The organism is Acinetobacter wanghuae (assembly GCF_009557235.1).
Taxonomy (GTDB): Bacteria; Pseudomonadota; Gammaproteobacteria; order Pseudomonadales; family Moraxellaceae; genus Acinetobacter; species Acinetobacter wanghuae.
Map to the genome: position 1 here is coordinate 2,138,381 of NZ_CP045650.1, position 15,752 is coordinate 2,154,132.

The 15,752-nt window shown below is 38.4% G+C and carries 9 protein-coding genes; 3 read left to right on the forward strand and 6 right to left on the reverse strand.

The features are described from left to right. Positions 1-552: 552 nt before the first annotated feature. The 3 genes from GFH30_RS10160 (at position 553) to GFH30_RS10165 (ending at position 5,358) form a co-directional block, all read left to right on the forward strand. A complete protein-coding gene (locus GFH30_RS10160; protein ID WP_153372312.1) occupies positions 553-3,387 on the forward strand; it encodes a ribonucleoside-diphosphate reductase subunit alpha in 2,835 nt (944 codons plus the stop codon). Positions 3,388-3,801: 414 nt separating this feature from the next. Further along, positions 3,802-3,933, forward strand: coding sequence for a hypothetical protein (locus GFH30_RS13505; protein ID WP_264766834.1), 132 nt, complete (start codon positions 3,802-3,804; stop codon positions 3,931-3,933). A 141-nt stretch (positions 3,934-4,074) separates the two neighbouring features. Continuing rightward, complete coding sequence (locus GFH30_RS10165) at positions 4,075-5,358, forward strand: ribonucleotide-diphosphate reductase subunit beta (RefSeq protein ID WP_153372314.1); 1,284 nt, start codon at positions 4,075-4,077, stop codon at positions 5,356-5,358. Between the two features lie 61 nt (positions 5,359-5,419). Here GFH30_RS10165 and GFH30_RS10170 read toward each other — a convergent pair whose 3' ends face one another. The 6 genes from GFH30_RS10170 to GFH30_RS10195 all read right to left on the reverse strand — a co-directional run bounded on the left by GFH30_RS10170 (position 5,420) and on the right by GFH30_RS10195 (position 15,749). Next, a complete protein-coding gene (locus tag GFH30_RS10170; protein ID WP_153372317.1) occupies positions 5,420-7,606 on the reverse strand; it encodes a TonB-dependent receptor in 2,187 nt (728 codons plus the stop codon). 386 nt (positions 7,607-7,992) lie between these two features. Continuing rightward, positions 7,993-10,395, reverse strand: coding sequence for a glucose/quinate/shikimate family membrane-bound PQQ-dependent dehydrogenase (locus GFH30_RS10175; protein WP_153372319.1), 2,403 nt, complete (start codon positions 10,393-10,395; stop codon positions 7,993-7,995). A gap of 163 nt (positions 10,396-10,558) precedes the next feature. Beyond that, the gene (locus GFH30_RS10180; protein WP_153372321.1) at positions 10,559-11,818 is read right to left on the reverse strand and encodes a carbohydrate porin; all 1,260 of its coding nucleotides are present in this window, start codon (positions 11,816-11,818) and stop codon (positions 10,559-10,561) included. 528 nt (positions 11,819-12,346) lie between these two features. Beyond that, the gene (locus GFH30_RS10185; protein ID WP_153372323.1) at positions 12,347-13,855 is read right to left on the reverse strand and encodes a glycosyltransferase; all 1,509 of its coding nucleotides are present in this window, start codon (positions 13,853-13,855) and stop codon (positions 12,347-12,349) included. A 35-nt stretch (positions 13,856-13,890) separates the two neighbouring features. Further along, complete coding sequence (locus GFH30_RS10190) at positions 13,891-14,952, reverse strand: YheC/YheD family protein (RefSeq protein WP_153372325.1); 1,062 nt, start codon at positions 14,950-14,952, stop codon at positions 13,891-13,893. Next, positions 14,949-15,749 (reverse strand): serine hydrolase, encoded by an 801-nt coding sequence (locus GFH30_RS10195; protein ID WP_153372327.1) that lies wholly within the window; start codon positions 15,747-15,749, stop codon positions 14,949-14,951. The genes GFH30_RS10190 and GFH30_RS10195 overlap by 4 nt, the downstream gene beginning before the upstream one ends. Positions 15,750-15,752: the final 3 nt, after the last annotated feature.

Consider the following 15,752-nt stretch of genomic DNA (forward strand, 5'->3'; position numbering starts at 1 on the left):
TAATTGGACGTATCCTTTAGAAATCCAATAGATACGATTGAATATTAACTGCAATATACACACGTTTACATTGTAAACAAGATAGCGTTCACCAAACCGATACATCAAAGTAGCATTTTGTAATATTTTATTTGAATAAATATTTAAAGTTCGCGTTTAGTTGCTGTCATTTTCCTCAACTGAATGATTTAGCGTGATATCAACTGCACAAAAAGTGTTTACTTAAATAAACACGATTCAACTCTTTTCACTTATCCACAATGTTATCTATAAGCACTTTTATTTAGCTTTGCTATCCTACACCTTGCCCAACAAGGCTTACATGAAAATGATAAAAACAAGGATAATTTTGAGATGGATTCTCAACAAGTTTGATCAAAATTTTTAGGCGAATGTCAATATTGATCTACCCTTAATTTTCCCGTATCTTGTGTTCAATTAATTTATAAACCACTAGGTCTTGTGTTTATCCCTCAAACACTGTGGCATGTTTTTTGCTCAGTTCAAACGGTCCATAAACATAAAAATAGATGACAATGGAGCTATGCTAAAATGAGCGTAATCACTTCAACTCCTGGTCAACTTCAGGTGATTAAACGCACCGGCGATGTTGCCGCTTTTGATGCAGAAAAAATTTCTGTGGCAATTGGTAAAGCGTTTTTGGCTGTTGAAGGCCAACAAAGTGCTGATTCGAGTCGTATTCACGACCGTATTGAGCAACTGACGGAAATGGTAATGAACACCTTTAACCGTCGCTTGCCTTCTGGCGGCACGATTCATATTGAAGAAATTCAAGACCAAGTTGAACTTGCGCTAATGCGTACTGGCGAGCAAAAAGTTGCGCGTGCTTATGTCATTTATCGCGATCAACGTGCTGAAGCGCGTAAAGAATTGGGTGCAAATCATCACCCTACATTACAAATTACAGATGCAGACGGCAAACTTAAGCCTTTAGACTTAGGTGCTTTAACTGCACATGTTGAAAAAGCAGCTGAAGGTCTTGAAGGGATTAGCGTTCAAGCCATTGTCGATGAAACGGTTAAGAACTTATATAACGGTGTAAAAGAGTCAGACATTGCAACCACAATGATGATGGCAACACGTACCCGTATTGAACAAGAGCCTAACTACACTTATGTCACTGCACGTTTACTTCGTGACAACTTAGTGGCTACAGGTCTTGAGTTCTTGGGTCTACCTACAGACACCAATGAAGGCGATGCTTTAGAGACATTCTTAAAGAAAGGGATCGAGCTTGATCTACTTTCTCCAGAACTTCTTAATTTTGACCTTGCAAAATTGGCTGCTGCAATCAAACCTGAACGCTCAAACCAATTTACGTACTTAGGTCTACAAACGTTATTTGACCGTTACTTCATTCACTCTGATGGCATCCGTTTCGAATTACCGCAATTGTTCTACATGCGCGTATCGATGGGTCTATCGTTAAATGAAGCAAACCGCGAAGCATCAGCGATTGAGTTCTATAACTTATTGTCAAGCTTCGACTACATGGCATCTACGCCTACCCTATTCAACTCAGGTACGTTACGTCCACAGTTGTCGAGCTGCTACTTAACAACCATTGATGATGACTTGTATGACATTTATGGCGCAATGCGTGATAACGCAATGTTGTCTAAATGGGCAGGCGGTTTAGGTAACGACTGGACCCCAGTTCGTGCATTGAACTCTTACATCAAAGGTACAAACGGTAAATCTCAAGGTGTTGTTCCATTCCTAAAAGTGGCGAACGATACAGCTGTTGCGGTAAACCAAGGCGGTAAACGTAAAGGTGCAGTCTGTGCATACCTTGAAACTTGGCACTTGGACATTGAAGAATTCCTAGAGCTTCGTAAGAACACAGGTGATGACCGTCGCCGTACGCACGACATGAATACTGCAAACTGGGTTCCAGATTTATTCATGCAACGTGTCTTTGAAGATGGCGATTGGACACTGTTCACGCCTTCTGAAACACCTGATTTGCATGATTTAACAGGTGCAGAATTCGCTGAGCGTTATGCGCACTACGAAGCCATTGCCAAAGAAAATAATATGCTACACAAAGTCATTCGTGCGAAAGACTTGTGGCGCAAAATGTTGTCGATGTTGTTTGAAACAGGTCACCCGTGGATCACATTCAAAGACGTATGTAACTTACGTTCACCACAACAACACGTTGGCGTGGTTCACTCATCTAACTTGTGTACTGAAATTACCCTCAACACAAACAAAGATGAAATTGCGGTATGTAACTTAGGTTCAATCAACCTTGTACAACACGTAAAAGGTGGCAATCTTGATCGCGAAAAACTAGCACGCACAGTGAAAACTGCGGTTCGTATGCTTGATAACGTGATTGACATTAACTATTACGCTGTTCCACAAGCACGCAATTCAAACATGAAGCACCGCCCTGTCGGTATGGGTATCATGGGCTTCCAAGATGCATTGTATGAAATGAATCTTGCGTATGGTTCTGAAGCTGCCGTTGAGTTTGCTGATGAATCGATGGAAGTGATTTCTTACTACGCAATTCAAACGTCAAGCGATTTGGCTGTTGAACGTGGTACGTATGAAACCTTCAAAGGTTCACTATGGGATCAAGGCATCTTGCCAATCGACTCGTTAGACATCGTGGCAAAATCACGTCCTGAACGTATGTTCGAAGTAGACCGTACAACTCGTTTGGATTGGGACACGTTACGTGCCAAAGTTCAAAAAGACGGTATGCGTAACTCGAACGTGATGGCAATTGCACCAACTGCAACCATTTCAAATATTTGTGGCGTGTCTCAATCGATTGAGCCAACATTCCAAAACTTATATGTGAAATCAAACTTGTCTGGTGAATTCACTGTCATCAACCCTTACCTTGTTCGTGCATTGAAAGAACGTGGTCTTTGGGATTCAGTGATGGTCAACGACCTGAAACATTTTGAAGGTTCAGTACAAAAAATTGCGCGTATTCCTGATGAATTAAAAGCAATCTTTGCAACTGCGTTCGAAGTTGAACCTCGTTGGATCGTTGATGCTGCTTCACGTCGTCAAAAATGGATTGACCAAGCACAGTCTCTTAACCTTTACATCTCTGGTGCAAACGGTAAGAAATTGGATATGACTTACAAAATGGCGTGGTTACGTGGTCTTAAAACCACTTATTACCTACGTGCATTGGGTGCGACATCTGCTGAGAAATCAACCATTAATACTGGCGCGTTAAACGCAGTGAAATCAACTGTAGCGGCAGCGCCTGTTGCAGCAGTTGCTCCTGTAGTTGAAGCGAAAAAACCTGAAGCTGTTGAAGAAGATGGTTTTGCTCAAGCAGCACCAGTGCCATTGGCATGTTCAATTGACAATCCTGATTGTGAAGCTTGTCAATAATTAACTAAAGGTATCGAAATCAGAAATTAGGCTACTGACGTAGCCTCTCTGAAAATCTCTAAACGTGGCTACGTGTAGCGTAATTTTTCTGAGAGGAAAAATTATGAAAAAAAGAAAAGATATCTTTGGTAGAAAAATTGATTTAACCAAAGAAGAACGTAAGTCTCTTCAAATGGTTGTAAGTTTTACAATAACAATCCTATGGGCGTTAAGATTTAAAAATTCTTATCTAGCGCATACTTTGTTTAAGTCCTTAAAATTGATTTGCTTTGAACTAATCAAATTAATTAAAAGACTATGGGAATTCAGTATTGCTATAGCGCTACCATATTTTTCGGTAAAGCTGGCAATCTATTTAAGCAATATGAGTAATCCTTTCATTTGAAAGGATTACCAATAACTAAGGAAATGACCATGGATCCAATTACCCCAAACTATATGTTAGGACTTGCAGCCCTGGTCATTTCCTTTGCCGTTTTGTTTTACGTCCCTGTTGCCTATTTCTGGTTGAAATCTGCAAAGGCAAAGCGTAATCAAAATAAGTAGTGGGGATTGCGCCACAGAACAATTTTAAGGCGTTTATCGACAAAACTTAATTTTGCTTACACCTAGATGAGCGTATAGTAGGACATCTCAGCGTTGCTGGATGTCTAAATAAAAGATATAAGCAACGTAGAGAGAATTGATATGTCTATCCTAAGTTGGGACGATTTCGAAGATGATTCGCAAAAATCGGCTGCACCTGAACTCCAGTCTGCGCCCGTCGAACCGCAAAAAGCGGCTCATACACAAGTGGTATCTGATGCACACAACGCACCGTCGAATGTGGCAGCTACACAACCCATTAGAGCCACTCAAAACCGAGGATCAAATCCAACCGATTCGTTGGCAAGAGCATCTGCTTCCCTAGAACAACTTGATGTTGCTCCGGGCTTAGAAGAGCTTGAAATGGGCGCGCAACGTGTACAAGTTGACGACAAAGCAATGATTAACTGTCGTGCTGACTTGAACCAACTTGTACCGTTCAAATACGAATGGGCGTGGCAGAAGTATCTTGACGGATGTGCAAACCATTGGATGCCGCAAGAAGTGAACATGAATCACGATATCGCGCTTTGGAAGTCTGAAAATGGCTTAACTGAAGACGAACGTACAATTGTAATGCGTTCACTTGGTTTCTTCTCGACTGCCGATTCATTGGTTGCAAACAACTTGGTATTGGCGATTTACCGTCACATTACCAACCCTGAATGCCGTCAATACATTTTACGTCAAGCCTTTGAAGAAGCAATTCATACGCACGCGTACCAATACTGTATCGAATCATTAGGTATGGATGAAGGCGAAGTCTTCAATATGTACCGTGAAGTTCCATCAGTTGCACGTAAAGCAGCTTGGGGTCTGAAATATACGCAACAGTTAAGCGATCCAACCTTCAAGACAGGCACACCTGAAAATGACCAAATCTTGCTTCGCAACTTGATCGCGTTCTACTGTGTACTTGAAGGGATCTTCTTCTACTGTGGTTTCTCACAAATCTTGTCGATGGGTCGTCGTAACAAAATGAATGGTGTTGCTGAGCAATTCCAGTACATTTTACGTGATGAATCGATGCACTTGAACTTTGGTATCGATATGATTAACCAAATCAAGAACGAGAATCCAAACCTGTGGACAACTGAGTTCCAAGAAGAAATCATTCAAATGATTCTTGAAGGTACAATGCTAGAAATCGAATACGCACGTGACACGATGCCACGCGGTGTACTTGGTATGAATGCTGCAATGATGGAAGAATACTTAAAATTCATTGCAAACCGTCGTTTAAGTCAATTGGGCTTACCTGAACAATTTGCTGGTGTGAATAATCCATTCCAGTGGATGTCAGAAATGATGGATTTACGTAAAGAGAAGAATTTCTTCGAAACTCGTGTTACGGATTACCAAACTGGTGGTGCGTTAAGCTGGTAATCGAAAGATGATAAAAAAATCCCGCTCAAGTAGCGGGATTTTTTTTATCTAGACATAAGACTTAAAATGCTTTGGTCACACTCAAACCTGCACTCCAGTTACGCCCTTCTGCTGGCTCAAAATAACGACCAATAGGCTTAGTTGAATCATTCACAATTACAGAACCTGAATAATCTTTATCAAACAAATTATCCACTCGAGCAAAAGTATTGAATGCCCAATCATTGACCGTCCAGTTATAACCAATATTGGCTGCTGCAACGACATAGCTTGGTGCTGCATCTGAATTGCCATCATTAACGTAAATTTTATCACTATAACGAACATCTACACCCGCACGTAAACCATTTTCAGGTTTCCAGCCCAAGCTTAAGAATGCCTGATTCTTCGCAATCCCCGGAATATAATTTCCATTCGGGATTTCAGCTACAGTTACTTTGCCATCTTTATCTAAAATTTCTGGAATATCCGCATCGAATTTTGCATCAATATAACTATAACTTGCTTGTGCGGTTAAATCACGCCATACATTTTTGTTCCAAGACAACTCTACACCTTGTCTTACAGTTTGATCTGCATTACGGAATGTTGAGCGACCAGAATCACTCGCTGCTGCGACGATATCATCTTGAGTTTTTGTATAGAATGCTGCTGCAGTAAAGTCTCCAAGCATATTTGAAGATTTTAATCCTAGCTCGTAAGTATCGCTTTCGGCAGCTTTAAGATTAAAATTTTGATCCGAATCAGTATCAGCAGGATATGCCATTTCAGTAAAGGTTGGTGTTTCAAAACCTTGTGCATAGCTTGCATATGCCATCAGCTCAGGTAAGATTTTCCAACTGATTGCTAAAGATGGCAATAATTTTTGATAATCATTTTTACCCGAGTTATCCCCATTATCCTTAGTAATATAATGATCTTCTGATTTAAAATGTACATTACTATAACGTAAGCCTGCATCCACATTTACAGCATCATTCACAGCATAAGACGCTTGTAAATAGGGATCTAAATTCCATAAAGTGTTATCTTCATTACGGCGTAGTTCACCCTTAACACCATATTGTGTATCGCCAATAAAGTTTTGAAAGCCTTTACGCTCTTCACTCATTCCATCAATGGCAACACCTGCGATCAATTTTAAATTTGGTAAAACTTCTTTGCCTGTCCAACGAATGTCGGTACCGTAAAAATTACGATCAAAATCAATCACACCACCGGCATGCTTCTTACCGAGTTGAACCGTATTTGGCTTACAAATATCCGTTTCATCAACATAAGCACATTTAGGCGTTGACTGATACTGTGTCACAGAACGCTGTCCTGCATAGACCATCGCATAAATGTCATTCTGATCATTGATTGGTTTATTCCACGTTAAACCTGTTTGCACCTGTTCAATTTCTTTACGTGCATTGTATTTAGTCACATTTCCAACAACTTGTTTTGGATTTTCTTTCCATTGGGCACGTGTTAAGCCGCCCGGATCATCTGCTTCAATTTTAACGTAGTTATTAATCCAATTAATTTTTGAGCCATCATCCAAATCCCAAGTGAGCTTGGCATTACTCAAAATTTTATTTGCACCACTATGATCGCGGAAGCCATCGGTATCAAAATAAGATGAACTTAAGATATAACTCGGTTCATTGGCATTTTTCGCGCCACCTTGCAGGACAACATTGGCTTGCCCTTTATTTTCACTGCCGCCCGAGTAACCAAGGGTAATCGAGTCATTCCCTTGCCCTTCACGACTTGTAGTCAAAATTGTACCACCCGATGAGTTACCATACAGTGAAGATAAACCACCGCCTAAAACTTCAATATGATCTAAACTATTTAAATCAATATTTGAGGTTTGACCTTGACCATCAGGCATGGTTGCCGGAATACCATCGACATATAAACGCACACCACGCACACCAAAGCTTGAACGTGCGCCAAAGCCACGCATTGAAATTTGCAAGTCTTGTGCATAGTTTTCGCGGTTATTGAGCTGTAAACCTGGCACACCTTTTAAGGTTTCCGACAGGTTAACATTCATGCCTTTTTGCGGCTCTTGGGTCAGATAGTAAGCAGATGCAGGTGTTGACATCACATCACGATCTGTACGAGTCGCTTCGATCACAATTGTATCTAGCGTTTGAACTGCTTGCGCTTCATTCTCTGCATATACCTGTTGACCAATACAAGCGATTAAGCAAGACAAGGTCGTTCTTACAAATGGAAATTTCGGGCTTTGCGACATAGGGACAAACCTTATTTAAAAATAGTTTAATTCACTGAGTACATCAACGAGATGCCATTCACAACTCATGCTGCAACGTCTTGATTTTTATCATCGAGCATTAAAAAGATGTATCTCAATACAATGTTTAGATCACACCATTTATCATTCGGATTTGGCTTTAAAATTCTGTATCACCAACATTTAAACGAATTGTTGGCTTGGTTTAAATGGCAATAAAAATCAGCCATATATCAATGACTATTTTAATATGACCTGAACAAAATTGATGCTTCAGCAACAAATTCACATCATTTCTCTATGAACCATAAAATGGGCAATATAAGAAACAAGATAATAAAAAAGCCTGACGAATCAGGCTTTTTTAAACTGAGTTAAAAACTCAATTATTTTTGATCTGGTAATGCGTAAGCAACAACAGAGTCACCCATTTTGGTACCGAACGAACCGTGACCACCCGCCATGATAACAACGTATTGTTTACCATTTTGTTCATAAGTCATAGGAGTCGCTTGACCACCTGCAGGAAGACGACCTTTCCAAAGCTCATCACCGTTAGTTACGTTGATTGCACGGATATAGTTATCTTGAGTACCACCAACAAACATTACGTTACCCGCAGTTGAGATAGAACCACCCAACATTGGAACGCCCATTTTGAACGGAGGTAATGGAATACCAGGCATACTGTCACGAATTGTACCAATACGACGTTTCCATACAGTTTCGTGAGTGTTTAAGTCAACACCAGCCACGAAGCCCCATGAAGGTTGTTTACAAGGTAAACCGAATGGAGATAAGAACGCACTAATTTCAACACCGTAAGGCACGCCATACATTGGTTGAACACCCGCTTCAGTACCCGCACCTTTCGCAGTTTGCGGACGGTTTGGATCTTGTGGGATTAATTTAGTTACAAATGGCAAGCCAATTGGGTTCATTACAGCAATTTGACGGTCTGGGTTTACAGACATACCGCCCCATTCGAACACACCTAAGTTACCTGGGAATACCAAAGTACCGTTTTCAGATGGTGGCGTATAAATGCCATCGTAGTTCAATTTATGGAATGATACACGACAGATCAATTGGTCAAACATAGTGGCACCCCACATTTGTTTGTCAGTCAATTTCTCTTTTGGTGCCATATCAAAGTCAGAGAATGGTTGAGTTTTAGAATAGAACTCGCCCTTAGTCTGAGGACCACGTTTCACAGATTGTGGAACTGGTTTTTCTGTAATAGGTACAATTGCTTTACCGTTACGACGGTCAAGAACGAAGGCATTACCTGTTTTAGTCAATACATAGATTGCTGGAACAGTTTTACCATCTTTGTCTTTGATATCAGCCAATGTAGGTTGTGACGGTACGTCCATATCCCACAAATCGTGATGTGTTGTTTGGAAGTTCCAAACCAACTTACCAGTTGTCGCGTTTAACGCAAGCATAGAGTTTGCATAACGTTCATCTAACTCAGTACGGTGACCACCGAAGATATCCGGAGTACCTACACCCGTTGGAATATATACGATATCCAATTTAGCATCATATGCTAAAGGTGCCCAAGCATTTGGTGAGTTGTGTACGAATTTTTGACCAGGAGCAGGGATCGCATTTGGATCTTCAGCACCAGTATCAAATACCCATAGAAGTTCACCAGTGTTTACGTCATAACCACGGATCACACCAGATGGTTCTTCAGTAGAATAGTTATCGGTAGTAGAACCTGCGATAACAATTGTTGTACCAGTAATCACTGGAGGAGAAGTTGGGATATAGCCGCCTGGATAAGGGAATGGCATATCTTTTTGTAGATCAACTTCACCGTTTTTACCGAAGTCAGAACATGGTTTACCTGTGTTTGGATTTACCGCAACAAGACGACCATCATTCACAGGAAGAATCACTTTCTGTGGACATTCAGCAGATACAGTTTTCTTAGCAGCAAGACTTGTTTCGAAACCAACAGTGTTGTTTGCATCAAAGTAAGACACACCACGACATGTTAAATGTTGATATGTGTTATCTGCTCTTAATACAGGATCGTAAGTCCATTTTGCTTTACCAGTCGCAGGATCAAGTGCAGTCAATTTTTGGTGGGTAGTACACATGTACATGTTGTTACCCACTTTAATTGGTGTTACTTGGTTTGTAGTCTCACCTGAGTCGTTTTCAGTTTTGAATTCGCCAGTGTGATATTCCCAAGCCACTTGAAGATCTTTAACGTTTTCAGAGTTAATTTGTTTTAACGGTGAATAACGTAGACCAGACTGTGTACGACCGTATGCAGGCCAATCTTCATCAGCCACACCAGCAATTGCTTGATGTTTTTCAGGTTGTTGAGTTTTTAATTCGCCACGAATTTCTTGTGGGTCATTAAAGACAGCATAAATCATTACTAAAATCGTAATAATTAATGAACCGCCTAAAGCCATTTTCGCAGTTTTAGTATTATCGAAACCACGAGTAACCGCAGGGATAAGTAACACTAAACCAAAGACACCTAGGATGTCTAAACGAGGCGCAAGCGCGAAGAAGTCAGAACCAACTTCCCATAGGCCCCACACCACTGTACCCAACATGAGAACAGCGTAGACCACCAGCGCGTTGCTTTTTTGCTTTTGTAATAATACTGCCGTAGCAATAAAGAGAATACCTGCAATGATGTAGTACCAAGACCCACCAAGCACTGCAAGATAAATCCCTCCAATCAGTAGTACCAAACCAAAAATAACGGCAACAACCGCTACAATCGTTTTAAGTACCGAACCTGATGATGAAGTATTCATATCGAACACCTATTTTAGATTCTTTGAAAGCCCATGAGTGGGAGACTCATAGGCACCATATTGTTTTAGTTGTAAATACAGCAATACCTTCAGCATGCATCAATTATCAATGCATCAAAATGCTTAAAGATTCAATAGTGTATTTGCAACATGTAACTTTAAATTAGAACGCTGTACTGAATTTAATGCCGCCAACCCAAGCATTTTCACCGTTTTTATACGCGCCAACATGACGAACATATTGAACGTTTGGACGGATCGTTAACCAGTTGGTTGCATGTAAACCGTAGTAAATTTCTGCATCGATTTCTTGGCTACGATTGCCAAGTACATCATCATTCATATTGATGCGTGCAACACCGACAGCGATTTCATCTTTAGGACGAGAATCCATTGCGCCTTTATAAACAAGACCCAAGTTTTGCATGTCAGTTTTTTCGTTAGTTTTAGAGTCATGAACAGTTACGTTCACAAAACCTGTTAAACCACGAGAAGCATCACCTTTATGTGCAGTCAATTGTTGCTTCGCAACAACCCAACCACCTTGATGATGATCAGTTTGATTTTGAAGTTCTTGAGGTGTTACACCATCAAAGATTTTTGCATCAGCAGTACTGTAGTAGTAACCAGCACGGTATTCACCAGGAAGTTTTTGTGCACCAAGTTTCGGTGTCCAAACCACTTCTGCAGGAATCATCGCGCCTTCAGAACCATCAGTGCTAAGGTTGAAACCTTTACCACGTGATAAGTTCTCACGGTTAATTTCATAAGCACCCACTTGCGCATAAACTTCAGGTGTGATGTTGTATTTCACACGTGCAGCCCATTGTGATACTGGCCAGTTATACCATTCATCACCAACCCAGTTACCCACTTGTGAACCACAAAGTGCAAGGTTTTGGAAATCACAATCAAAGCTATTGAAGTCTTCACCTTCGCCGAAACGACCCACTTTAACGTCTAATTTTTGGTCTAAGAATTTTTTCTTAATCCAAAAATCAGTTAAACGCCAAGTTTGACCACGGCCCCACACTTCTTGAGCAGAACTCAAATGACCATTTAAAGCATCAGAAGTATTTGACAGGTTACGACCATTACGCTCAGTCACTGTAATCTGTGCTTCGGTATCTTTCCAACCTGCGATTTTTTCGAGGTCTAAATGTGCACCAAGTGCGATTTGGTCAGCGTATTCAGTACCATGGCTTGATGATTTTTTTGCATCAAGTAAAGTTGCCATTTCGCCTGTATAACCAAAGCTGAAATCAACACCTTTTTGTTGCAGCTCAGTACGTTGACCATTCCAGTCACCAAGCATCCATGGACTTTCTGCGCTAAATGCATCTGCAGCATGTGTAGCAGTATTTGACAATAGCAAAGCCGCCAAAGAGGTGTACACCGCTTTGGTTAATGGGGAGAGATTCATTAAAAGATTGCCTAAAACACATTCTAAGTATGCTTATAGTACACCTTTTTTTTCATTTTGATGTAAATAATAGATAATAAGTATTAAACATATGTGGTTTTCTTATAAGAAAGTTATCTAGTTTGTGGTTTTATGTAAATACACATCTCATTGATTCAGCTATTTTTAAAAGATAGCGACTCTCAAATCAATTATATAAAATAAAGATAAATAATAAATTTAATATAAATTTTAATTATATAACCAATAAAAATTTATTATGAAATTCACCAAAAATCTTGAATTTAAAAAGATTGCTAGTTACTTCTTTTTTCTTAACTTAGCTAAAAAAACAGCCTTGTAAGCTTATGCCCATATATCATTATTTAACATAAATATTAAGTATTACTTAATTTCAAAAAATAAAATCTATTACATCAAGCTCCCTCTGAGTAGGATTTTTCTATTAAACTTCTGGTAAACTAAACACTGTGTCTTATTGAAGCGACTTGAGCTGCCAAATATTGCACCCTTAGACCTTTTATTCATCTAAATAGACTCAAAGAGCTCTACCCATTTTTTTAGAATACTAGTACTAGAAAAGTTTTGACTCAGTAATTTGGCTTGTTCGCGAATATGACTCATATTCTGTTGATCATTCAAGTATTGAATAATTTTTTGAGCGTATTGCTCTACATCACCATCTGCAATCAAATAGCCATTTTGGTTATGTTGAATCATTTCACTTGGTCCATAACGAATATCGAATGAAGTCACAGGACAGCCATTAGCAAGCGCTTCCATGATCACCAAACAAAAGGATTCACTCTGACTGGTTAATAACAACATTGAAGCTTCTTGGAGCACTTGATTTACATCCGAAACAAAGGGCTTTAAGAAAATATGATTTTCAAGTTTTTTGTCTTTAATCATTTTCTTTAAGTTCGAATACTCTAGTCCGAAACCAAATAAATCTAAGGTCGCTTGTGGATGATGCGTAACTACACGTTCAAAAATTGAAATGAGTAAATCTAAGCGTTTTACTTTGTCATACCGTGCCAAAGAAACGAATTTATAGGGATCAAATGTAAGATAATAATCATCAGGTCTATGCGCCAATGCATGTGGAATCACTTTATAGTTATTATGTGCACCATAAAGTTCTTCAATATCCTTTTTCTGTCGGTGAGTCAAAATGATCAAACCAGATAATTTATCGATATGCCTAAAATATGGTGTGTAATTTTTATTCGGTGAACTTTTTATATCATTTGGATTATTATAGTGCGCTGCATGAATTGTACCAAACATGAAGAAATTCGAAGGAATATTATCCTTCAGTAAAAGATTAAAAACATTTATACGGTCGATCAAGAAAAGATATTTCTTCCGCGGGTCAATACATAATTTTCGCTGAATTGTATATTGAGCCAATTCGATCAAACTCTGACAACTTTGGATGACCATCCCGTGTTCATCGAATAAATGTAGATTCTGAATCACACGTTTATCCTTGTTATAGCCGTAATGAACTTGGATAACGAGTTTGCCATTCACATCAAAAAAACTCTCAGCAATAACTTTTTTTTCATTCAAAATTTGATTTGAACATAGCTTTCCATAGTCATCGTAACGACTACGACTTACGACTTGTCCATTTTCAAAAAAGTTGATATGAATGAGCTTAGAGGATTTAAATACTTCATAGCGTTTGGTTCTACCCGATGTATCTTTATATATACGATTATTGATTGAATCAAATTCAACACCATTTTCAACACATGCGGCGATTGAACAAAAATAATCGGATGACTTCTTTTGGTAATATGAAAAAAGATTAATCAATTCGATATTTTTTGTATTTTTTAATAAACAATCGCTATATAATTTTTCAAAATTTGCACGTGTATTCAAATCGTGTTCAATGGTTAAAATTTTTATTTTGTAACCATAATTTGCGAGTAACTCTGCTCGACGCAACATTGAAACTACAATACCTGTCTTATTTTCTGATATTTTAGGGTAAAGCATAAATATTTCTTTATTGCTCATATTCATTATGTATCCATATAGATTTTTATCTAAAAACAACACTATATCTTGGCAATTTTTTTACGTAAGTTTTGCGGTAAAAAATTATTCTTATACGGTGGTTGAGCCTTAATTGCTAACCATTCATAATAATCGACCTGCGCACATGCAACGGAATATGCCATAAAGCCAACACCAGGCCCAACATTAACCTCGTAAATATAGATATCTCCATCTTGTGTAATCCCAAGGTCCAGCCCAATTGAATCCAATCTCCACGCAAATTGTTTTTGGAAATTTTGATTAAAATCATCAAATAACTGTCTGATACCTAGATTAATTTTATCCACGCTACTTGGGTAGTATTGCTCTAAAAATAGCTGTTCTCGAGTGGTGATTAATGCCCCGAGCATACCATTTGTAATATCAATCTCTTTGTTTAGATTCACGTAAGGGAAAAATTTAATGAGCTGCCATTTGCCCTCTTTCCCACGTGTAATATGCATTCTAAAAACAGTCGTCTGTCCTAAATGAGTTTCACTTTTTAGAAATGGACTAACTGTATAACCTCTTTTGAGATTTTTTTTTGTAAATTCTTCTAATTCACTTAAATTATATTCATGCTGTTCTTGCATTTGTTTTACTATATATACATCAGCATTCTTTTTAATTGTAACAATTCCCTTACCCTGATTACTTGCATCGGGTTTACAAATAATCTTGCTATATTTATTTAGGCTATTTTTAATCACTGAAAAATCATTAAGCTCTAAAACCTCGATTAAATACTTCCTCAACGGTTCAACCTTATTCATAATTTTATAAACCGTTTCCTTCGTACCAATCCGATTATTTGCAAAAGGAATAAGCTCTGCTAACTTTAAGTAGCTTTCCATATCCTCTTCTTTCACAGCCAAACGATTCTGCACAACATCTGGAAAATCAAAAATCTCTTCAACAACTTTATTATTCCTTAAAGTTTTGCCCTTAATTCTCTTATTCTTAAAATCAATATTTTTTGCAATGAATACATAAGCTTCATGTTTTTTTTGCTGAGCAACTGAAATAAAAATTTTCTCTATATCGGTTATCACCATATTCGGTTTTAATACACCAAAAATCATTTTTCATCGCTCCATTTCTGAATTATCATTAAAGCATTTGTAATATCTTTATTTCTCAACTCTATATTTTCATTATAGAAGTCAACAATATAACCTTTACATTTTTCTAATTTGAAAAATATTAATATGTTAAAAATACCTGGAACGAGGGTTCCTGTTTTAACAGCCGTTATCTTATTTTTCAGCTCAGATTCATAGGTATTTTTCACCCGAATCTCATCACCACTTTTAGAATAAAATACATGTTCCGTGATGTTAGACATTGCTTGAAATCGAGCATCCGTTAATTTCGCATCAAGAATAATTTTTAAATCTGATAAAGTTGTATATTGCAGTCGATCAGCAAGTCCATGCTCATTGACAAGATGGGTATTTATCATTCCACGCGTGCTATTGTACTGATTGATATAGCTTATAAAGTTATAGTCTTGGACTTTTTCTAAATATTTCCTTAAGACCGCAGCCGATGTATTGCTCGAAGCAATCATTAAATTTTTGATTAAGTCTTGAACACGGTACAGCTCACCTACTTTTAGGTTATTACCACTGCCTTTTCTTACATCATCTTCAGTGACTTCCAGATATTCATCCATATCAATATTACTATTGAGTAATCTATCGAGCAGAAAAATTTTAGCTGTTGAAGCAGGCACCACCTTTCGATCAATATTCTTTTGATACAAGGTAAAATTCCCACCCTTTTCATACATTCTAATGAGGATATGCTTGCCTGTAAGTGACTGATTCAAACTATCTGACAGTCTAGCCATTTTTTCGATTAATGGAATATTCTGCATTTA